We start from the raw sequence: 20,159 nt of genomic DNA on the forward strand, positions 1-20,159 counted from the left end.
CGCACGCGGCAACCCGCCTCGCAATTAATTCGTAATTTACTCTTCTGTGCGTGGGGTGCCTAGGCACGGCTGCCTGTTGTCCGTTGTCCGGCGCCGCGGGCGAATCTATACTGTGGACACCGCGAGACTGTGAACACCGCGAGCTGTTCCAGTGCCTTGGCGGCCGGAAGTATCGCCCTGCAGCGCCGACCCCGGCGAGATCAATTCCACTACTGGACCTGGGGTACGAACCCCCATGGCACGGAGGCAGCAGACCGATGAACACAGTGCATCAGGAGGAGCAGGCCGGCGACGAGGACCGCGCCCTGGCGGAGTTACGCGGGCAACTGGCGGGGTCGGTGATCGAACCGCAGGATCCGTTGTACGACGAGGCTCGGGCAGTATGGAACGGCATGATCGACGTGCGCCCGCGGGCGGTCATCCGCGCGGGAGCCGTCGGAGACATTGATCCCGTCATTCGCACGGCCCGGCGCACGGGCCTGCCGCTAGCCGTTCGCGGGGGCGGGCACAATATTGCCGGCCACGGCACTGTCGACGGCGGCCTGGTCTTGGATCTTGGCCAGTTGCGCCGCGTGGAGGTCGATGTGGAAAACCGGCTCGTGACCGTCGAACCCGGAGCGACTCTGGCAGACGTGGACCGGGCCACCACCGCGCACGGACTGGCCGTGCCGCTTGGCGTGATCAGCGCCACCGGGGTCGCCGGGCTGACCCTCGGCGGAGGGGTGGGCTGGCTGACCCGGTCCAACGGGCTGAGCCTGGACAACCTGGCCTCCGCTGATGTCATCACCGCCACCGGAGAGCACCTGCACGCCAGCGAACAGGAAAACCCCGAGCTGTTCTGGGGGTTGCGCGGCGGGGGCGGAAACTTCGGGGTGGTCTCCTCCTTCACCTTCCGGGCCCGGCCGCTGCCGGCTGCCGTACTGGGTGGAAACTTTTTCTACCGCCCGACCCGCTGGAAACGAGCGCTGAGCGCTTTCGACCGGTGGACGCAGGATCTCCCCGAGGAGATGAACCCGATCGTCTCCTTCCTGGTGTTCCCGCCCGACTTCGAGATGGGGGAGGAGCCGTGGATGATCATCGGCTTTGCGTGGGCCTCGGAGGACCACCAGCCCGGACTCGAGCTGATCGAGCAACTGCGCACCGCCGCGCCCCCGGACGAGGAGGAAGTCGCGCCGACCGCCTGGCCGGCGTGGCAGTCTGCCATGGACAGCCTCTTTCCCAAGGGCTCCCGGGGGTACTGGAAAAACCTGTCGTTTTCCCGGATGGACGACGACGCCGTCGACGTTCTGGTCGGTTTCGCCTCCGAGGTGACCTGGTTCGGGACCGGGATCGATATCCACCACATGCAAGGGGCCTTCGGGCGTGTGCCGGAGGAGGCCACCGCGTTTCCCAACCGCTCGGCGAAGTACTGGCTGAACATCTACGGCTACTGGACCGACCCGGCGGAAGACGAGCGGCTGAGCGCATTCGCCCGGAAGGCCCACGCTCTCATGCAGCCGTTCGGCGAGCACGGCCAGTACGTCAACTTCCTCGGCGCAGAAGCCGGACAAGACGTCATCGAGGCCGCGCGTGAGGCCTACGGGCCGGACACATATGACCGGCTGGTGGCACTGAAGAACCGCTTCGACCCGGACAACCTCTTCCGGCTTAACCACAACATCGTGCCGACCTCCGCCTGAGACAGCAAAGGCAGGCGCGCGCGCCAACACTCCGCAGCGGTGGAAGAGAGCCCCGGTGGGTTTCGGCACATGCTATCTTGACGCTGAAGCGAGGCCGCTGGCTGCTACACACCGGCACGTCCCGCTGATTCCAGGCAACCGATCAACGGGGGATGGTCATGACGGAGACTTCTATAGAAAGCGTCCCGGCGCTTGAGGACGGCGGGGCAATGGAACTCGTCCGCGCCCCTGCGTGGGAGGCCCAGTACAAGCTCGGCAACGACGACGGCGAGGTGGCGCATATGTTCTGCTGCCGGGACCTGGACTGGAGCAAGTCCATGTGCGGCTACGAGGACCCGGACCCGGTCATCATGCATGAGGCGACGAATGTCTGCACAATGTGTGTGGAAGCCGCTGGTGGCCCTGAAGGTCCGATTGCCTCGGCCCAATGCCCGTTCGATGACCAGCCGTGCCCTGATGACGAGACAATCGACCGGATGATCGCTGAACGAACCTCTCGGCCCTGACCGATTTCGTTCAGCCGCCGGCCGCTGCCGGCCGCCTGAATTCTTTCAAGAGCGACAACTCACTACTTGCTAAAATTGGCGGCATCCCAAAGCAAAGGAGGGCCCCGTGGGCAAGGTCGTCATGTACAGCTCGGTGTCCGTGGACGGCTTCATCGCGGACGAGAACGACCAGCCCGGACCGCTATTCGACTGGTTGTCCAGCGGTGACGTCCCGTTGGACGACAGCGGCGAGGTGAAGGTGTCGCAGACGTCCTACGACTACATCCGGCCGTACTGGGACCAGATCGGGGCGACAATCGTCGGCCGCCACGTCTTCGACATGACGGACGGCTGGGACGGGAAGCCTCCGAGCGGGGTCGACCACGTGGTCGTCGTGACGCACCGGCCGCAGCCCGAGGGCTGGGACCCCGAGGCGCCGTTTCACTTCGTCGACGGCGTCGAGGCAGCCGTGGCCAAGGCGCAGGAGCTTGCGGGTAACCGCATCGTCGAGGTCGCCGCTGGCGACGTCGGTGGCCAGGTGCTTGCCGCGGGCCTGGTCGACGAGGTGCGCATGGACGTCGCACCCGTCGTGTTCGGGTCCGGCAAGCGCTACTTCGGGTCGGTCCACGCACAGCACCTGTTGGAGGATCCCGACGTCGTGAATCAGGGCAACCGGGTGCTTCACCTGCGCTATCGGGTGCGCCGTTGACCGATACGGAACCTGGCCGGGGTGAACCGTCTAACTGACCCTTGAGAACTGAAGTCAAAGTTTTTCGCTTCTACTGCTGCCTCTCTGGTTCAACTGGCATGCACAGTTATTCGTGCACGGAGTAGCTCCGTGGCCCGCCTAACTGATGATGACTCGGCGCGCTCGGACGTGAAGGGCGGTAATCGTGGTTCGATAACGTCATGTTGAGGCTTCCAAGTACAGATAATTCCCTCCTAGTGCGCACGACATTCAGCGACAAAGAGCGTTGGGAAGATGCATTGTCCGTTGTTCTCAAGGAGAACGAGGACGGATTCCGCGCTTACGTGGATGTCGTTGATGAGAGCGCCTGGGATGGCGTCATTTGGGAGCAAATCCGCCAAGCTGCTCTAGAAGCCAACGACCAGGTATCGGTTCTTTTCATAGTCGACCGCGCTGCTCTAGAACCTGGATACCCGGTTATGGTTATTGATCTGGACGAGGATTCACGCCAACCGTTTCGTTGCATTGCTCGGGAACTCTGGGGAGTCGAGAACAACCTGAACATTGCCAATATGGGCTGGGAGGAGTTCGCAGAGAGCACAGACGACGACGGCGTCTTCAGAGGCTTTCCCTAACCGTTCTCACTGCGGCGACATATTGAGCGCAGGCGGCGGCCTGTGAATCTGGAATTGCGATCTGCGGGGCGTTGCCGTCAAACTGCGGGGGAGTGCTGCACATTGCCAATGCCTCCTCCGACCATCATTCGGCGTAGCGTGCTGTCATGACGATCCTTCTTGGCGGCACAGCGAACCATATTGGGTCGGTTGTGCATTTTATAGAGGCACCCGCGGATGCATGTCTTGCAGCATTCAGCAAGACCTTTGCCGAATTTCGCGACGACGGTCAGGCTAAGGCTGGGTCCTATCAGCGGCGCGAAATGCCGCTGGAGCAATCTCGGGAAAATTTCTTCTGACAAGTGAGAGACGAACACCCGCAGCTCCCGCGACCCAACTGGTGTACAGGTGGGCGCGAGTGCTCAGGCTCGTCAAGTTCTTGCAGGAGACCAGTGCCCGAGACGAGGATCAGGATCGCGGCGGCCCGGTAACGTGATGGTGACCTAGGAAATGCCTATTTCTCCCAGCGACGGGGGTTCTCACACCTACTTCTACTGCCCTTGGTTAAACGCCGATAATCAACATTATGTCAACTAGAAGTGATTTGATTGCAGATTTTGCAGATTAGGACCCGCTGATACGCTCTCCCCGGATTCGGCTGCCTGGACGTCGAAGTTCTCGCGTTACAGGGATCCGGGTCGAAGGGCCTTTCCGCGGACGCGGTGTTCGAGGACATGCTCACGGGCTGGAAACAGCAGCAGCTGGCACGGAACTTCACGGCCGGCACGATCCGTGAATCTGGCGTTTACCACCATCCGGGCCTACCAGACCCATCTGAAGGTGTTCTTCGACTTCGTGACCGATCCGGTCTATGAATTGGACCGGGTCTGCCTTCAGGGGTTCGGCCGCTCCCCCACCCAGATCATCACCGAATTCAACCGGGCCCGGCACGCCCAGAACAAGGAACAGGAACCCACCAAACGGCCCTTCACCCGGGCCGAGCTGCAGGGCTTCTTCGACCTGGCCGACCTCGAGGTCGAACGGGTCCTGGCCTCCGGGCGTAAGGGCGCCGTCGCCGCCTGACGGCACCCCACCGTATTCAAGACCGCCTACGCGTGGGTTATGCGGGCCAAGGTGGTCACGTCGGTCAGCGGACTGAAGCCTGAATGGTTAGTAGTCCATATGGGAACCGTATACGGGCCGGTTACTTTCCTCAGGGCAAGCGTGAGCGCCAGCGGTCGATTTCAGCAGTGAATTCGGAGGTTTGTCCCGCTTCCGCCCAAAGTTGGGCCAGTTCATTTCCTGCTGCCTCTTTCATACGGTCAAACACGGCCGCGGCTTTAGTCTTCAAATGCCCCGGCAGGGGATCGCCGGTTCGTGGCCATGGCTCCGGGGCATAGGCGGCATCGCGGCCAAGCATCTCCGGTTCGGTCCATGCGACAACGAGTGCAGCGGCTGCCAGCCCAATCGAGCCGTCTGGTGCCTCGAGGTCTGGCGTGGACTCAAGGACTGCGTCCAGTGCGTTTTCGATGACCGGCGCAATTGTCGCTACGGTATTGGCGTCATCGAATTCGTAGGAGAAGTCCGCTGCGTCGTCGTTGCCAAAAACCGATCCATCCCATGCGCCCATAATGAGTGCCCCCTGAGTCGACTGTGTGGCCGACGATGAGCGGCCTCGCTGAGATTCTTGCACGCATTCCAGTGGAGGCCAACCAATGGTTCTTTCAACTCGGCAGCGTTGCAATTGAACTGCTCGGCGCAGGAACTACAGAAATGGACGAACACTTCTGCGTCACCCGGCGGCCGCTGGTCGCCGATTTACTCCGCCACAGCAGCCAGGCCCAGTCAGGCGCGAATTGTTGGGGCCATGCGAGACTTCCAAGCATGGTGACTGCCGCTTTCTACTTTGCGACCCTTGAGGACCAAACGACGCTACTCGACTACCTGGGAGAACCGGACATGGTCACATTGCATCCGTGGCCGGTTGTTCGAAATTCCCTGCTTGCCCTCGGCCGCGCGGATGCCCTCGCTACCGCGCAGGTGATGGTAGTCAATCGGGACCTCGGCCCACCGGTGCTGATCCGCCCAGGTGACGGTGCGCTGGATCAGCCGACGAAAGCCGGCGTCTTCAACAGGCTCAATTGGGACCGGTTGCACCCTGGCCTCGACGAAGGTCTGGTGGACTCGAATGCCTCCCCGGTGCTTCTCTGGGTCCCCGCCGAAATCGGCAGTGAAGTCATCGGTGTCAGCCAGATCGGATCGCAGGCAGACGCAATGGCAGCGATATCGGCGGATTATGGACACTGGGTCAACCGGACGACCGGCTGGATACGACGCAAGGGGACGAAAGTCTGGGGCCTTGAGCAAGGAACGGTTCGGCCCGATCTCAACATACAGCTCGGCTTTATCAACAGTGTCTACGCATTACCCGGCGCCCTCCGAGCCCTCGAGCAAGGCGCGGTCGGACACTAACGAATCGCAGCGACACCCGACAATGAGCGCCTGTTCAGAGGCGAATACGCCCGAACCTGATACGCAGCGGTGCCAACAGTTCTTTCCAAGCAGGTCCCAAGCGGGTGGTGAGCCCCAGCGGGTGCCCGGAGCCACCTTCCAGTTCTAGATCGCTACGCCGGCCAGGGACCGTCTAGGGAAGCGAGGGTCGTGAGGTGCCCCGCAGCGATTTGTCAGGTGCGGGACGGAGGAGCGGCCTGTGGCGGGCTTGGCCGGTTGGGATTCATCGGGTCGGGGCGATCCTCGGTGCCCGAGGCGCGCCGCATCTCCGCGGGTGGCTCGGGACGCCGAAAGGCGCGCCAAAGAGCCAGCCCGCTCAAGGCAGCCGCCACCACGACGCCGGCAACCCACCAGGCTTTCCGGGGGTGCTTGCTCGGGGACGCCTTTGAATCCAGCGGTGTGCCTTCAGGAATTATCCGCGCAATCCGCTCATGGAGTCTGGGGGTGACTGTCTCAACTCCCCCGGCCAGTTCTTCGGCAATCGCTCTCAAGCTGGCCTGCAGTCGCGGCGATGCCACGTCAATTCCGCTGTCAACGCCGGCCAGTGCGCGGCGGAGGGCGGATTCAACGGAGGGCGTCGCCCATTCCCTGCCTTTCTCGAGACGCTCAAGGAGAGCCTCTTGCAGGTGACGGGCTTGAGCCGTCGTGGCGGTTCGGTCTGACAGATGCACAGGAGCCTCCCGGGGTCGAGGAACGTGGGGCCCAGCTTAGGGTTTGTTCTCCGGGAAATACAGCCTTGATTGCCGGGAGATTAATGGCACGGGCCCTCCACTCCCCTGTTCACGCCCGCAAGAGCCCCGCGATCCCCCGGCGGAAACCTGTCGACTCGCCGCTACTCGGCGGACGGGCGCTGCCGTTGCCGCTTTGTCGCCGACCGCTGTTCCTTTGCGGCAAGACGCCGTCGGTTCGCGCCCCGGGTAGGTTTGGTTGCACGACGGCGGGCAGGCTCGGGAGCCAGCCCCTCAGCCACGACGGCGGCGAGCTTGGCCAGTGCGATCTCACGGTTGCGCAGTTGGGAGCGCCGCTCCGAGGCGGTCACCGTGATCACCCCGGCGACGAGACGACCTCCCAAGCGCCTGACCAGCAGCAGCCGCTGGTCCTCCGACAGCGCCGCAGAGCCGCCGACGTCCCACAAGAGTTCAACGCGGCTGTCCGACGTGTTGACGTGTTGACCGCCGGGCCCGGAGGAACGCGAGAACCGCCAGCCGAGTTCCGACGCGGGAATTGTGAGCGCGGGCGATACCTCCAGATCCATACCTCCAGCGTTGCACACTATGGGCGCGAAGATATCCCCTGAAGCATCCGCTGCGGGCGGCCCTTCCGCCGGGGCTTCGGCCACCCCGGGCCGATGAAAACCTCGCGCTTCCTCTGGCCTGAGCGCCGCCCAGCCGATATGGTAAGCATACTGACGATTAGTTGGTCTCTCGTCAGGTCCCGAACCAGTCAAAGGAGACATCGTGAGCACCAAGGTTGAAAAGCGGATTCTGGTCAACGTTCCGGTGAGCGTGGCCTATAACCAGTGGACCCAGTTCGAGGAGTTTCCCCACTTCATGGGCGGGGTGAAGAGCGTCAAGCAACTCAGCGATGACCGCCTTGAGTGGGTTGCGGAAATCGCCGGGGTGCGCCGGCAGTGGCAGGCGAGAATCCTGGAGCAGGTACCCGACCGGAAGGTCTCGTGGGCCGCGACCGAAGGCGCCACCAACGCGGGGTCGGTGTCCTTCGAGGACCTCGGCGGCGGGCAGACCTCAGTCCAGCTCTCCCTCGAATATGAGCCCGAAGGCATGGTCGAAAAAGTAGGCGACAAGCTCAACGTCGTGGACAAACAGGCCGAGAACGACCTGAACCGGTTCAAGACCTTCATCGAAGATGAGGGCTACGCGACAGGCGCCTGGCGCGGAACCGTGAGCGAGGGGGCCCATGCGGGCACGCCTGGCGTTGATGCGGCAGCCGGTTCCCGGGGCGACAGCGGCAAAGCCGGGGTCTCCGGCAAAGTAGTTGCCGGCGTCGGACTCGCGGCCGCGGCCGCCGCAGGGGTGGCGGCCGCAACACGGCATCAGGAACCCGCCGACGACCCGGCACCCGGCGCCGTCCACACCACGCCGCCGGCAAGTGTGCCTCCCACCGGCACCGCGGGCAGCGTCTTCCCCGGCGAGGGACTTCCTTACGACACGGCCCGTCCTGCGGACGAAACGGTCGGACGCTCCGACGCGAAGCCCTTCGACCAGACGAACGGCCTGGTTGACACCGAAGGCGAATCCGACGGGACAGCCCTGAGCGATACCACCAGCGAGGGCGAACGCGAGCGGGGCCTGGGCGACCGGCCCGGCCCTATCCCTCCGGCCGGAGGAAGCTTGGGCCAGCACTGACCCATTCGGACTTAATGCCCGGCCCGGCTGTTCCTACGAACCGCCGGGCCGGACTCTTGACCGGGCGTCTCGGGCCGGACGTGGGACCGGCACTCAGGTCAGTCCCCGCTGTTGGGTTCGCCGTTGCCGTTGCGGATCCGCTCCACAACCGCAGTCGTGGACTGATCCGCGACGTAATCGAGAATGGCGACCCGGCCCCCGTAGTCCTCCACGGCGGCCGTTTCCGCCAGCATCCCGGGAGTGTAGTCGCCCCCCTTGGCGTAGATCTCCGGCCGGATCTTCTGGATCAGCGGAATGGGCGTGGGCGTGTCGAAGACGGTGACGTAGTCCACACAACTGAGCGCGGCGATCACGGCAGCGCGGTCCGTGATGTTGTTGATGGGGCGTCCAGGGCCTTTGAGCCGACGGACGGATTCGTCGCTGTTGAGCGCCACCACCAGAACGTCGCCCAGTTGCTTTGCCTGGTTGAGATATCGGGTGTGGCCTCGGTGCAGGACATCGAAACAGCCGTTAGTCAGGACGATCCGGTGTCCCTCCTCCCGGTGCCGTCGGATGTGTGTCGCGAGCTCATCGGCGTCGACGGCGGTGTCAACGAAGCCCTCCAGATGCCGGCAGAGGTCGTCCGTGCTGCACACGGAGGTCCCCGGACGGTGAACTGCGATATCCGCCGCAGCCTGGGCCAAGTCCACGCTGGTGGTCAGGGGCAACGACGTCGCCAGAGCAAGCGTCAGTGCCGCGACGAAGGTGTCACCGGCCCCGGAGGCCTGCTTTTCCTGGACCGGCCGCGCCCAGGTTCGGTGGACGTCCCCGGACCTGGGCAGCAGGACGGCACCTTCCCGGTCCAGGGTCACAACCACAGCATCAGCACCTGCCGCGTCAAGCAGTTCCTGCCGGCGATCCACTACCACTGCCGTCCGGTTTGTTTCGGCATCGAACTTCAGGCCGAGCATGTCGGCCGCCTCCATGGCGTTCGGAGTAGCCAGGTCGGGATTCACCCCGGCCCAGGCGTGCGGCCGGTGTGCGTCCACGACCACCAGCACATCCGAGCGCCCCGGTAGAAGATCCACCAGTCTGCTCCGGACCGGTCCGTTGAGTGTTCCGGCGCCGTAGTCGCAGACCACCACAGCCTGCTGGTCCAGCAGTACCTCCGGGATGGACAGCGCCAGCAGGTCCAGGGCCTCCGCCGGGCTGCCGTGCTGGACATCGTCCATCCGGACCAGTACTTGGCCGTTGCTGCAGATGCGGATTTTGGTGGTTGTGACCGCGGCGGGAATCTGCTGCACATAGGTAGTGTCCACGCCGGCATCCCTCAGCTGGCCCAGCAGCTCCGACGCGGCGTCGTCACACCCGGTGATCCCCGCGAGCCGCACGTCCGCCCCAAGGGCGGCGAGATTCATGGCTGTATTGGCGGCTCCGCCCGGGGCGAAGCGCCGCTGGCCGATTTCCACCACCGGGGCCGGCGCTTCCCGGCAAAGCCGCTCGATCGATCCGGACCACCACCCGTCGAGCATGAGATCACCGACGACGGCGATGGACGGCTTGATCTCCGCTATACGGCGAGGCAGCCATCCGGTCAGACCCCGCTGCTGCCGCAGACTGGCCCGGAGGGCGTCGTAGTCCTGCCGTTGTGACCCGCTCATGGTTTGCCCCAGCCGGGCTGGTGATCGAAGCTATGGCGCATTTCCGCCGGGGCACCGCGGCCATTCTGGACTATCGCTGACATGTGAGTTTCCTCCCGGTCTGGCCGCGATCAAGCGGTGGGCACGGCGGGCCTCCGCCGGGACTGCGATCCTGCAGCAGGGCCCCATATGCAGACCCTTACCCCCACACGGCGGCTTCTACACCCCGCGCCGGGTGCTGATCGACGTTGCAGGAGGGTCCGCCCACAAAGCGGATCCCCGAGGGGCACGGTCGCGCCGTCGTGTGCTAGCCAAACCAAGGCGAGGAGACTTAGGGTGGGCCGACCAGATGGGCATCGGACGGACGGGACTGCTGGGTGGAGGATCTCAGGGCGGAATTCGGCGGGGCAGGCATCCGGGGCTGGGGAGTCGGCCCTGTTCTCGAGAAGTTCCCGGGCGTCTCTAAGATCGCCGTGCTGCGGGGCGGGGGGCTGGGGGATCTGCTCTTTGCGCTGCCCGCCGTCGCTGCGCTCGCGGCGGCCTACCCGGGGGCTCATGTCACACTGCTCGGATCCCCCGGACACGCCGAACTTCTCGCTCACGCCGAGGGTCCAGTCGGCGATGTGCGGGTACTGCCCGTAACAGAGGGCATCCGGCCGGGACTGGAAGACCCGTCCGCGGTCGAGGCGTTTGTCGCTTCCGTACAGCGTGAAAACTTCGATCTGGCCGTGCAGCTCCACGGCGGGGGGCGGTTTTCGAATCCGTTCCTGCTGCGGCTGGGAGCCCGCCACACCGTCGGGTCGAGGACGGCAGATGCTGCGCCACTGGAACGGAGCGTGCCGTATCTTTACTTCCATCACGAACCGCTTCGGGGCCTGGAAGTAGCGGGGCTGGCCGGCGCTCCCCCGGTAGTGCTCGAAGCCCGGCTTCGGCCGTTGGATAGGGCCGCCGGCCCGTTTGAGGGGCTACTGCATCGCCAGGATGACGGTCCGGGAACCCCCGTTGTGGCAATCCATCCCGGCGCCACGGACCCCCGCCGCCGCTGGCCGGCAGAACGCTTTGGCGAAGTCGCCGCGGCCTGCGCCGCCGACGGGTGCCGTGTGGTGGTCGTCGGCACCGCAGAAGAGCGGCAGCTGGCGGGCGAGGTCGTGGCGGCCGCCGGGTCGGAACGGGTCGTTTCCTTGGCCGGCAGGTTCGGCCTCGGGACGCTGGCGGCGCTGCTGGACAGCTGCGACGTGCTTGTGGGCAATGACAGCGGCCCCCGGCACCTGGCCCAGGCCCTTGGCGTTCCGACCGTTGGCCTGTACTGGGTGGGAAACCTCATCAATGCCGGCCCGCTGGGCCGCAGCCTGCACCGCATCCACCTCTCCTGGGCGACCCGGTGCCCTGAATGCGGGGCCGACATCACCCAGGTGGGATGGACGGCTGCCCGCTGCGAGCACGACACATCCCTGCTGGCGGGGATCAGCGCGGCCGACGTCTACCGTGACGTGCGGGCGTTCACGGCCACGAATCCTCCTGCGCGTGGCAGATGAGCAGTTCACGGATCTCGCAGCCGGGAGGCTGTGACAGCGCGAACATCACGGCCTGGGCAACCCTGACAGGATCGTTCAGCCGCGAATCGTCCTGGGGTTTGTACTGCTCGGCCCGGTCATCGAAAAACCGCGTCTTCATGCCGCCCGGAATCAGCGTGGTCACGCCGATCTCCGTACCGGTCTCCGCCGCAAGCGCCTGGCTGAACCCGATCACGCCAAACTTGGACGCACAATACGCAGAAGCCTCGGGCAACGCCCGTTTACCAAGGGTGGAGGCCACTGTGACCACGCGGCCCCCGGAGGCCTTCAGGTAGGGCAGGGCCGCCCGAACAACGGAGACCGTTCCGAGAAGATTGACGAAAATCACCTGTTCCCAGTCGTCGGCGGGGACGTCCTCCAGCTTTCCGCACCGGTCAATCCCTGCCGCCGTCACCACGGCGTCCAGCCCGCCCAGGGCCTCCGCCGCCTGCGTGACCGCTGCCACGACCGCCGCGCGGTCCGCGACATCCACCTCGATGGTCTTCGCCGCGGACACGTTCCGGACATCGCGGTCGAGGACGAACGGCGTGCCGCCGGCTTCAAGGACGGCGTCCACGACGGCGGCGCCGAGTCCGGATCCCCCTCCGCTCACCACCACCCGGCCGGCACCGGGCAGGGCGGGTGACGTATATTTTTTCATGATGTTCCTTTCATTTTTCCCGGGCTGCGTCGTGCCGGACGGCACGGCAAACCGGGTTCGTTTCAGTTGGTTTCCTTTTCAACCGACCCGGGCCAGCGCAGCCGCGAGGCGGGTCGTGGAGCGCCCGGGGTGGTAGGGAACTACCAGGCAGCGGCCTCCCCAGCTCTCCACCAGCGCAGCTTCGGGCAGTTCGGCGCTGTCATAGTCCCCGCCTTTCACCCAGATGTCCGGGCGCAGCCGGTCCAGGACCTTTTCCGGGGTGTCCTCATCAAAAACGAGGACCGCGTCGACGCTCTCGAGCGACAGCAGCAGTTCCGTCCGGTCCTGTTGGCCGATGATGGGACGGGAGGCGCCCTTGATCCGGCGGGCGGACGCGTCTGAGTTCAGGCAGACGATTAGGCAGTCACCCAGGCTCCTGGCGGCCGCGAGGGTGCGGGCATGCCCGGCATGCAGGAGATCGAAGCACCCTCCCGTCGCCACCACGGTCCCGCCGTTTGCCCGTACGCGGCGGACCACAGCCAGCGCGTCGGTTGCGTTCCCCGGAACCGGCAGCGCCGGCGGTGCAGGAGGCAGGGCGGCGACCCCGCCTGCCGCCAGGAACAAGGCGGCGTCCCGGACGGCCCGGCGGCAGGACTCCTCGAGGCCCTCACCGGCCACGAGATGGGCTGCGAGGCTGCCAGCCAGCCTGTCGCCCGCCCCGCAGGAATCCGCGACGGCGGCGCGCGGTGCGGGGAGGTGCAGGGCCGGCGGGGACGAAGCGCACACGAGCGTCGCTCCGTCCGCACCCTGCGTGACCAGGACCGCTTTGCTTTGCCAATGCCGAAGCAGCCTCCCGGCGACGTCTGCTACCCCGGGAGGCGGGCCCGGCTCCCCCGCCGTGATGACTGCCGCGGCGGCGCGGGCCTCGGCAAGGTTCGGCGTCACAACAGCGACGCCGGGAACGGGACCGGCCCCCGCCGGGTGCGGGTCCCAGATAACGGGAATGCTGTGTGCGAGCCGGGCGATGGTCGCGCGAAGGGACGGGTTCGAGGTCAGGCCCCGCCCGTAGTCGGCGACAACAAGGACATCGGCCTCCTCCACGGCTGCCAGCATGTCCGGTGTCACTTCGGGCTCGGACCGGTCCAGGCAACCTTCGTCGAACCGGGCCACCGGGTGGCCGTCCGCCCGCAGCCGGGTCTTGACCGGGGTCGGGGCACCCGAGCGCCCTGCGACCACGGTGATTCCGGCTAGTTCCTGAAGGAGCCGGCGCCCCGGGTCGTCTCCGCCGATAGCTGTCACGAGGCATACCCGGTGTCCCTCGCCCGCAAGCATCCGGGCCACCAGGCCGGCGCCTCCGGCTCTCCCCCTCACGGTCGACACGTCGACGACGGGGACCGGCGCGTCCGGGCAGAGCCGGGTGGCCGCGCCGTCCAGGTCAACGTCGAGCAGCACATCGCCGGCAACGACGATCCTCATGGCCGTACCCCCTGCCGCGTTCCCTGCACCTCGGCGTCGAAGGCCCGGCAAATGGCATGCACGGCGATGAGATGGCACTCCTGGGCGTTGGCCGCGGGCCCATCAATGGCGATCGATTCGTCGCAGCTGAGTGACAGCGGGTTCGGTCCCCGACCGGTCAAGGCCCAGGTGCTGACTCCCATGCGGCTTGCAGTTTTCGCGGCCCTGAGCAGATTTGGGCTGTTGCCGCTGGTGGAGAGGAGCATCAGGACGTCCCGGGGGCGGCCGTGCGCCCGAACCTGCCGTGCGTAGAGTTCTTCGAAGCCGTAATCATTGGCGATGGCCGTTACAGCCGAGGTGTCGGCGTGCAGCGATATGGCGGAAAACGGCGCCCTTTCGCCGTCGAAGCGCCCCACGAGCTCGGCCGTGAGATGCTGGGCCTCGGCGGCGGACCCTCCGTTCCCGGCAGCCAGCAAGCGGTTTCCGGCCAGCAGCCGGCGGGCGAGTTCCTGGCCCCAGCTGACCAGTTTTGGCGAGTGGCGGCGCAGGGATTCCAGGGCCGGCAACACATTGCGCAGGTGGGCCTCGACGGCCGCGGCGGGGTCCGGAACAGCCCGTCCATCCAACAGCCGGGCAGGGGCTGCCGGCGCCCTTCCGGCCCGGGCCGCGAACTCGTCCCGGAGTTGCGGCTCCGTCAGAGGCCATTCGGCGGTCACAGCGCTGCTCCTTCCACGGTATGCAGCCGGCCCGGTACACCGCGTGGCGTGCCGGCGCTGACCTCGGTGAGCGTCTGCAAATAAGCCGCCTCCGTTTCGGCGGCGACCCGGTCCCAGCTGTACAGTGCCCGGGCCCGCTGCTGGCCGGCGCGGCCCAGGTCCTGCCGCAGGTCCGGTCCGGAAAGCAACCGGATGAGCGCCTCAGCGGTTGCGTGCGGATCCCGGGGCGGCACGTGCAGCCCGGTGACCTGGTCCACCACCGAGTCCTTGAGCCCGCCCACGGCAGCGGCTACCACCGGGACACCACAGGCCATCGCTTCGAGGGGGACAATGCCGAAAGGCTCGTACCAGGGGGTGCAAACGACCGCATCCGCGCTGCGGACGATGCCTGGCATGGCCTGGCGGGGCACCTGTCCCCGAAAGGTGACCTGCTGGCGCACGCCCTCCTCCGCGGCAATGGCCAGCAGGCGGCGGACTTCAGAATCGGTCTCCGTCGCCGTGGCGTCACCGTCGCCGCCGACGACGAGGAGTTCGACGTCGCGAAGGCCCGCCGCGCGGATGAGCGACAAGGCCCGGATGACGACGTCGACGCCCTTGCGCGGCACCAGACGCCCCACCGAGAGAATCCGGTGGGTTCGTTCACACACGTCGGCCGGGCCGGAGCCCGGAAACAGGTCCAGGTCCACCCCGCACGGGGCTATTGAGATTCTCTCCGCCGGGATCCCCATCGCCTTCAGCTCGACCACTTCATCGGAGCAGGTGGCGATGATCCGGTCTGCCCTGCGCCCCACGGTGGGCTCCAGCCACCGTCTCTCGAACGGACTGGTGTCTGCGGTACCCTGATGGCGCCGTTTGACCGTGCCCAGCGCGTGGAAGGTCTGGACCACCGGGATGGGAACCGCGGCCGGCCCCGGGCGGGCCGCGGCGAGGGCCGCGAGGCCCGACATCCAGAAATGCCCGTGGACCAGGTCGGGCGGCCGGTGCTCCCAGTCGCGTTGGAGGCCCTCGGCCAGCTCCCCCATGAAGGGAAGGAGTTCGTCCTTGGGTACGGGGGCAGCCGGGCCGGCCGGGAGATTAACCACCTCGAGGCGGGGGTTGATTCGTACCCTGCCCGGCAGGTCGTCCGCGTCCCGCCTCGTGTACACCGTCACGAGGTGGCCCCGCCTCGCCAGCGCCTCGGACAGGGCCGCCACATGGACGTTCTGGCCACCGGCGTCAACACCGCCGAGGGCCGCCAGCGGGCTGGCATGCTCGGAAACCATGGAAATCCTCACTGGCTTGTCCTTTCATGGGGTGGCTCATGGGTTGGTTCGAGAACACGTCCGGTCCGGAACCGCGGGTTGGACAACTCCCCCAGCAAGGCATCCCAGGCGGCCAGGAAAGCGGGCAGGCCGTAGCGGTTCAATGCCACCTCGCGGGCTACCCCGCCGCGCCGGCGCGCTTCCTGGGGGTTGTCGATGAGCAGACGCGCGGCGCGGACAAGATCGTTCACACTGGTTGAAATCGCTCCCGCTTCAGGCGGCACCGCGCGCACCGCCTCCGTGGTCGCCAAAGCCACCACGGGCATTCCGAGCTGCATGGCCTCGAGCAGCGCCAGGCCCAGGGATGTCCAGCGAAAGGGATGGAGATAGACCCGGCAGCGTGACATTTCACGGTGTAGCTCATCCATTGGCAGGTCCCCGCGGACCGTGAGCTGTGGTGCCGGAAGACCCACGACGTCGGATAGCCCGTCGCTGCCCATGCCGAAGATCCGCAATGGCGCGGCCTCGGCAAAGCGGCCCAGAAGGTCCGTTCCGGCCACCCTCCCCCGCCGGACCGGCTCGTTGACAACGGCGGCGAGTTCCGGGATCTCGCCGGTGTAGCGGGGGCCCGGGTCGGGGATGCCGTGTTCGATCACGATCGTCGGCGCGGAGCCGTTGTCCCAAAAAAGTTCATTGAAGTGGGTCACGTGGACCACCGGGATGGACTGCTGGTCGGCCAGAGGGTGGACGGTGTTCGGCACGTCCCCTCTGGGGCTGTTGTGTTCGACGTAGGCGGCCGGCAGGTCCTTGCCGGGCCTCCGGCCCAGGACCCGGAATACCTCCGCCAGTTCCTCCGGACGCTGCAGGACGACGGCGTCGACACTGTCCGCATCGAGCGCATCGAGGCGGACCTCACGGACAGTCGACGGCCAAGGACGGCCTGCCCGGCCCAAACCCCAGGGCCCGCGCCCGGGGAGCACGGGGAGGAGGTACTCATGGCCGCCGCGGACGAACGCATCAGTCCACGAGCCGTGGACGTGCCAGAGAAGTATTTTCATGGGTGGCGCACCTTTCGGCGGGTAGACAGCGAGGGCACTCCGCTGATGAGTCGTTCCACCGCATCAACAAGTTGCTCGGGAGCCACGGAGGACAGGCACGGGTGCCCGGCCACCGGGCACTCCGTTGCGCGGCTGAGCCTGCAGGGCGCGCTCTGGTCTCCAAGGATTTCCAGCGGGACACCGTAGGGTGCCCAGCGGACCGCGGGCACGACCGGGGAGAACAAGCATGCCACCGGTGTCCCCACCGCGGCCGCGAGGTGCGCCGGTCCGGTGTTCCCCGTCACCAGCGCCTCGGCTCCGGCGAGCACACCCGCCAGTGTCCTTAAGTCCGTTCGTCCCCCGAGGTCCAGCGCGGATGGTCCGGCCACCGTGGCTGTCAGTCCGGTTTCGCCCCTGCCGCCGGTCACCACGACGCGGTGCCCTGCTCCTTCGAGCAGCTCCACAGCCGCTGCGTGGTGCAGCGGGGGCCAGGCCCGTGACGGGGCAGCGGCCCCGGGGTGGACCACGACGTAGGGTTCCTCCCCGACCAAGCGGCGCACGTCGGGATATTCCTTGACGCGGAGCCTGCCGTCGTCTCCCGGGGGCAACCGGAAGCCGGCTGCGGCCGCGATGCCGAGGGCCCGCTCCGCTTCGGGCTGGTCTTCGGGGAAATCCTCGCCCGGCCGCAGCCGGACGTCCAGGAGGCTGCCGGCATAGTCCGTCGAGGCGGCCGTGATGCGGTCCACTCCGGCCAGCCGCAGGAGCAGGGCAAGCGGCAACGGCGATTGATGAAACGATGTCAGGATGACAGCCTCATCGATCCTGGAATCCCGGACGAACGCGGCAAGGGACTCAAGGTGCCGCCGGTCGACCCCGGGGGCAGGCTTCACAATCCACGGGCAGCTCCAGCTGTAGACCTCCGATGTGCCGGGCAGCAGCAACGCGGCAGCCTCCCCGTCCGGACCGCACAAGACGACGACATCGTTCGGAGCCCCGCCGTCCGGCCGCCGGCCGAAGGCCACGGCGCGGACTGCCGGTCCTGCCAGCAGGACATCGCCGGCGCCGTCAAGCCTGGCGACCAGCACGCGGCTCACGGGACGCTCCGACCGGTTGCCGGCAACAGCAGGACAAGCGCGGACCGCAGGTCGGCGGCCACCTCCGGTGCGGCGTCGACTTCAGCAGGCAGGGTCAAGGCGGTGGGGACCATCACGCCTCGCACCCCCGCCGCCCGGGCGGCCTGAATGTCTGATCCAATGTCTCCGATGTAAGCTGCCTCCCCGGGTGCGATTCCCAGCCGCCGGCAGGCCCGGCGGATGAGGCCCGGCGCCGGTTTGCGGCACGAACAGCCGTCTTCGGGCCGGTGCGGGCAGATATCCCAGACATCGAAGGGGCCCAGCAGCTGTTCAATCCGAACGTTCACAGCGGCAACCTGGCCGACGGTCAGTAGGCCGCGGCCGATCCCGGACTGGTTGCTGAGCACACCGGTGGCGATGCCCCGGGACCTGAGGCAGTCCAGCACCACCCTCGCCTGCGGCATCGGGCGCACCCGGTCCGGGTCTCCGTTGTAGGGCACGTCGCGGACAAGGGTGCCGTCCCGGTCGAACAGGACAGCTTTCAGCTGTAGTCCGGAAGAAGGTTCCATAACTGCCCCGTTCCCCCATGATGCGCCGGCTAAACAACCCGCAGCCGCGGCGCCGGGCTAGACTCCGAAATTAACGAATCAGGAAGGGCGGCTGCGATGGGCGGTTTCCGCGGCAATGGCCGACCGGTGCTGTTGGTCCTGCGGGCGCTCAAGCTCGGGGACCTGCTGGTGGCCGTCCCGGCGCTGCATGCCCTGCGCCGGGCGTACCCGCAGCACCAGCTGCTGTATGCGGCGCAGAACTGGCTCGGGGACGCTGTCGCGTTGGTGGGCGGATTTGAGCTGCTGGCGACCCACGGGCTGGACGAGCCTCTCTCCCTCAGGCCCGGGACGGTGGACATTGCTGTCAACCTGCACGGCCGCGGCCCCGAGAGCCAGCTCCGCGTTGAGGAACTCCGGCCAAACACGACGATCTCCCACGGGTCGGAGCGGACCGTAGGGCCACCGTGGCGCGATGGCATCCATGAGCGGGAGCGCTGGACGCGGCTGTTGCAGTGGCATGGAATCGACGCCGACCCGCAGGACCTGTTCATCGCCAACCCGGACGTCCCCGCGCAACCGCCCGGGGCCACGATCGTCCATGTGGGTGCTGCTTACGGCAGCCGGCTATGGCCTGCCGGCCGCTTCGCCGACGTCTCCCGGCGGTTGCAAGCCGCCGGCCACACCGTGGTCTTCACCGGCGGCGCTGCCGAGAGAGACCGGGCCCTGGACGTTGCGGGCCGGGCCGGGATAGCATCGCCGGCCGTTCTGGCTGGAACCCAGTCGCTGAGGGAATTCGCAGCCCTCGTGGCCGGCGCGCGCCTGGTGGTTTCCGCCGACACCGGAGCCGCCCACCTTGCCTCCGCCTACGGACGGCCCTCCGTAGTGCTGTTCGGGCCCGCCACGCCCGAGGAATGGGGTCCACCGCCCGGGCCGCACATCGCTTTGACCAAGGCTGAGCTTCGCCGAGGCGACATTTTCGCCTCCGATCCGGACCCGGCACTGTTGGGCGTCTCAGCTCAGGAAGTGCTCGACGCGGTCCGGGATCTGCGGCTCCTTTGAGACTCCCCCTCGGAGAGCCGCTGCTGCAGGCGGACGAGCACTCGTGAGAGGCGGCGGGAGATTTGCATCTGCGACACTCCGAACCGTTTGCCCAGGTCGGTCTGGTTCTCCTCACAGAAGTACCGGCGGTACAGCAGCTCCCGCTCGTCAACGGGCAGTTCCCGAATGGCCTGAGTCAGGCAGATGAGCTCGTCCAGCCGCTCGAACGCCGGATCCTGTTCCGCGAGAGCCTCCGCCAGCTGCGGACCCTCGCCAGCGCCGGCGGTGGCCTCAAGGGAATCCGGCCGCATGCTGGACGCGGCCGCCGTCGCCTCCCGGATGTCCTGGACAGGAACGCCCATCTCCTGCGCCAGTTCCGCCGCAGTCGGAGTCCGGCCCAGGGCTTGGGCCAGTTCGGGCCCCTCGCGCAGAAGCTGGGTACGGAGGTTCTGGACACGCCGCGGGGGCCGGACAACCCAGCACCGATCGCGCAGATAGCGCTTGAGCTCGCCCGTAATGGTCGGGGCGGCAAATCCCGGGAAGCTGGTGCCTTTGGATTCGTCGAAGGCGCGCGCCGCCTTTACGAGCGCGAGATAGGCCACCTGGATCAGGTCTTCGCGATCGCGGCCCCTGCCGGCGAAGCGAGCCGCCAGGGACTCCGCCAGATCGAGGTAGTCCACGACGAGCTGGTTCTCGAAGGCCTGCCGGATTTGCCCGTTTGGTGCCGAAAATTCCGTGAAATCAACCATGTCAGCGTTCCTTTGACCATGGATTCGGAGTAAGCCCGTGGCAAGACTTAGAAGCAGGAAACCATAAGCTTGCTTATAATTCAATGCTTCTTCGTTCCCGTCCGGTGTGCTTGACAGCGTGACGCGGTGTTTACATACTCCGAAGAC

At 66.7% G+C, this 20,159-nt stretch carries 21 protein-coding genes; 10 read left to right on the top strand and 11 right to left on the bottom strand.

Annotation, left to right across the window (positions count from 1 at the left end; translation table 11 throughout):
- Window positions 1-257: 257 nt before the first annotated feature.
- The 6 genes from AC06G6_RS10120 (at window position 258) to AC06G6_RS10145 (ending at window position 4,549) form a co-directional block, all read left to right on the top strand.
- Window positions 258-1,679, top strand: coding sequence for an FAD-binding oxidoreductase (locus AC06G6_RS10120; RefSeq protein WP_479821650.1), 1,422 nt, complete (start codon window positions 258-260; stop codon window positions 1,677-1,679).
- A gap of 158 nt (window positions 1,680-1,837) precedes the next feature.
- On the top strand, window positions 1,838-2,185 hold the full coding sequence (locus AC06G6_RS10125; protein WP_479821652.1) for a hypothetical protein: 348 nt from the start codon (window positions 1,838-1,840) through the stop codon (window positions 2,183-2,185).
- Window positions 2,186-2,291: 106 nt separating this feature from the next.
- Window positions 2,292-2,873, top strand: a complete 582-nt coding sequence (locus AC06G6_RS10130) for a dihydrofolate reductase family protein (RefSeq protein ID WP_479821654.1) — start codon at window positions 2,292-2,294, stop codon at window positions 2,871-2,873.
- A gap of 236 nt (window positions 2,874-3,109) precedes the next feature.
- Complete coding sequence (locus AC06G6_RS10135; protein ID WP_479821656.1) at window positions 3,110-3,487, top strand: DUF6924 domain-containing protein; 378 nt, start codon at window positions 3,110-3,112, stop codon at window positions 3,485-3,487.
- A 146-nt stretch (window positions 3,488-3,633) separates the two neighbouring features.
- Window positions 3,634-3,825, top strand: coding sequence for a hypothetical protein (locus tag AC06G6_RS10140; RefSeq protein WP_479821658.1), 192 nt, complete (start codon window positions 3,634-3,636; stop codon window positions 3,823-3,825).
- A gap of 433 nt (window positions 3,826-4,258) precedes the next feature.
- Complete coding sequence (locus AC06G6_RS10145; RefSeq protein WP_479821660.1) at window positions 4,259-4,549, top strand: hypothetical protein; 291 nt, start codon at window positions 4,259-4,261, stop codon at window positions 4,547-4,549.
- A 130-nt stretch (window positions 4,550-4,679) separates the two neighbouring features.
- On the opposite strand, the gene AC06G6_RS10150 is transcribed toward AC06G6_RS10145, so the two are convergent.
- Window positions 4,680-5,096 (bottom strand): DUF4259 domain-containing protein, encoded by a 417-nt coding sequence (locus AC06G6_RS10150; RefSeq protein WP_479821662.1) that lies wholly within the window; start codon window positions 5,094-5,096, stop codon window positions 4,680-4,682.
- A gap of 35 nt (window positions 5,097-5,131) precedes the next feature.
- On the opposite strand from AC06G6_RS10150, the gene AC06G6_RS10155 reads away from it, so the two are divergent.
- Entirely contained in the window at window positions 5,132-5,938 is an 807-nt protein-coding gene (locus AC06G6_RS10155) for a hypothetical protein (protein ID WP_479821664.1), read from the top strand.
- 871 nt (window positions 5,939-6,809) lie between these two features.
- Here the strand turns inward: AC06G6_RS10155 and arfB are convergent.
- Window positions 6,810-7,232 (bottom strand): alternative ribosome rescue aminoacyl-tRNA hydrolase ArfB, encoded by a 423-nt coding sequence (arfB, locus tag AC06G6_RS10160; RefSeq protein ID WP_479821666.1) that lies wholly within the window; start codon window positions 7,230-7,232, stop codon window positions 6,810-6,812.
- 202 nt (window positions 7,233-7,434) lie between these two features.
- Between arfB and AC06G6_RS10165 the strand changes: the two genes are divergently transcribed.
- Window positions 7,435-8,343: an SRPBCC family protein gene (locus AC06G6_RS10165; protein ID WP_479821668.1), complete on the top strand. Its 909-nt coding sequence runs from the start codon at window positions 7,435-7,437 to the stop codon at window positions 8,341-8,343.
- Between the two features lie 98 nt (window positions 8,344-8,441).
- On the opposite strand, the gene rfaE2 is transcribed toward AC06G6_RS10165, so the two are convergent.
- Window positions 8,442-9,983, bottom strand: coding sequence for a D-glycero-beta-D-manno-heptose 1-phosphate adenylyltransferase (rfaE2, locus tag AC06G6_RS10170; protein ID WP_479821670.1), 1,542 nt, complete (start codon window positions 9,981-9,983; stop codon window positions 8,442-8,444).
- Window positions 9,984-10,339: 356 nt separating this feature from the next.
- Between rfaE2 and AC06G6_RS10175 the strand changes: the two genes are divergently transcribed.
- Complete coding sequence (locus AC06G6_RS10175; RefSeq protein WP_479821672.1) at window positions 10,340-11,497, top strand: glycosyltransferase family 9 protein; 1,158 nt, start codon at window positions 10,340-10,342, stop codon at window positions 11,495-11,497.
- Here AC06G6_RS10175 and AC06G6_RS10180 read toward each other — a convergent pair.
- The 7 genes from AC06G6_RS10180 to AC06G6_RS10210 all read right to left on the bottom strand — a co-directional run bounded on the left by AC06G6_RS10180 (window position 11,463) and on the right by AC06G6_RS10210 (window position 18,246).
- Window positions 11,463-12,176, bottom strand: coding sequence for an SDR family oxidoreductase (locus AC06G6_RS10180; RefSeq protein ID WP_479821674.1), 714 nt, complete (start codon window positions 12,174-12,176; stop codon window positions 11,463-11,465). The two genes, AC06G6_RS10175 and AC06G6_RS10180, sit on opposite strands and share 35 nt — an antisense overlap.
- A gap of 78 nt (window positions 12,177-12,254) precedes the next feature.
- Window positions 12,255-13,631, bottom strand: a complete 1,377-nt coding sequence (locus tag AC06G6_RS10185) for a PfkB family carbohydrate kinase (protein WP_479821676.1) — start codon at window positions 13,629-13,631, stop codon at window positions 12,255-12,257.
- Complete coding sequence (locus AC06G6_RS10190; RefSeq protein ID WP_479821678.1) at window positions 13,628-14,326, bottom strand: D-sedoheptulose-7-phosphate isomerase; 699 nt, start codon at window positions 14,324-14,326, stop codon at window positions 13,628-13,630. Before AC06G6_RS10190 ends, AC06G6_RS10185 begins: the two co-directional genes overlap by 4 nt.
- The gene (locus AC06G6_RS10195; protein WP_479821680.1) at window positions 14,323-15,600 is read right to left on the bottom strand and encodes a glycosyltransferase; all 1,278 of its coding nucleotides are present in this window, start codon (window positions 15,598-15,600) and stop codon (window positions 14,323-14,325) included. Before AC06G6_RS10195 ends, AC06G6_RS10190 begins: the two co-directional genes overlap by 4 nt.
- Window positions 15,597-16,625 (bottom strand): glycosyltransferase, encoded by a 1,029-nt coding sequence (locus AC06G6_RS10200; RefSeq protein WP_479821682.1) that lies wholly within the window; start codon window positions 16,623-16,625, stop codon window positions 15,597-15,599. The genes AC06G6_RS10195 and AC06G6_RS10200 overlap by 4 nt, the downstream gene beginning before the upstream one ends.
- Window positions 16,622-17,698, bottom strand: a complete 1,077-nt coding sequence (locus AC06G6_RS10205) for a glycosyltransferase family 9 protein (RefSeq protein ID WP_479821684.1) — start codon at window positions 17,696-17,698, stop codon at window positions 16,622-16,624. The genes AC06G6_RS10200 and AC06G6_RS10205 overlap by 4 nt, the downstream gene beginning before the upstream one ends.
- Window positions 17,695-18,246 carry a D-glycero-alpha-D-manno-heptose-1,7-bisphosphate 7-phosphatase gene (locus AC06G6_RS10210; protein WP_479821686.1) on the bottom strand — a complete coding sequence of 184 codons (552 nt, stop codon included), beginning with the start codon at window positions 18,244-18,246 and terminating at the stop codon, window positions 17,695-17,697. Before AC06G6_RS10210 ends, AC06G6_RS10205 begins: the two co-directional genes overlap by 4 nt.
- Before the next feature lie 96 nt (window positions 18,247-18,342).
- Here AC06G6_RS10210 and AC06G6_RS10215 point away from each other — a divergent pair, with 96 nt between their 5' ends.
- On the top strand, window positions 18,343-19,284 hold the full coding sequence (locus tag AC06G6_RS10215; protein WP_479821688.1) for a glycosyltransferase family 9 protein: 942 nt from the start codon (window positions 18,343-18,345) through the stop codon (window positions 19,282-19,284).
- Here the strand turns inward: AC06G6_RS10215 and AC06G6_RS10220 are convergent.
- Window positions 19,242-20,012 (bottom strand): sigma-70 family RNA polymerase sigma factor, encoded by a 771-nt coding sequence (locus tag AC06G6_RS10220; RefSeq protein WP_479821690.1) that lies wholly within the window; start codon window positions 20,010-20,012, stop codon window positions 19,242-19,244. The genes AC06G6_RS10215 and AC06G6_RS10220 overlap by 43 nt on opposite strands.
- Window positions 20,013-20,159 lie beyond the last annotated feature (147 nt).

The organism is Arthrobacter sp. CJL-S3 (assembly GCF_056711635.1).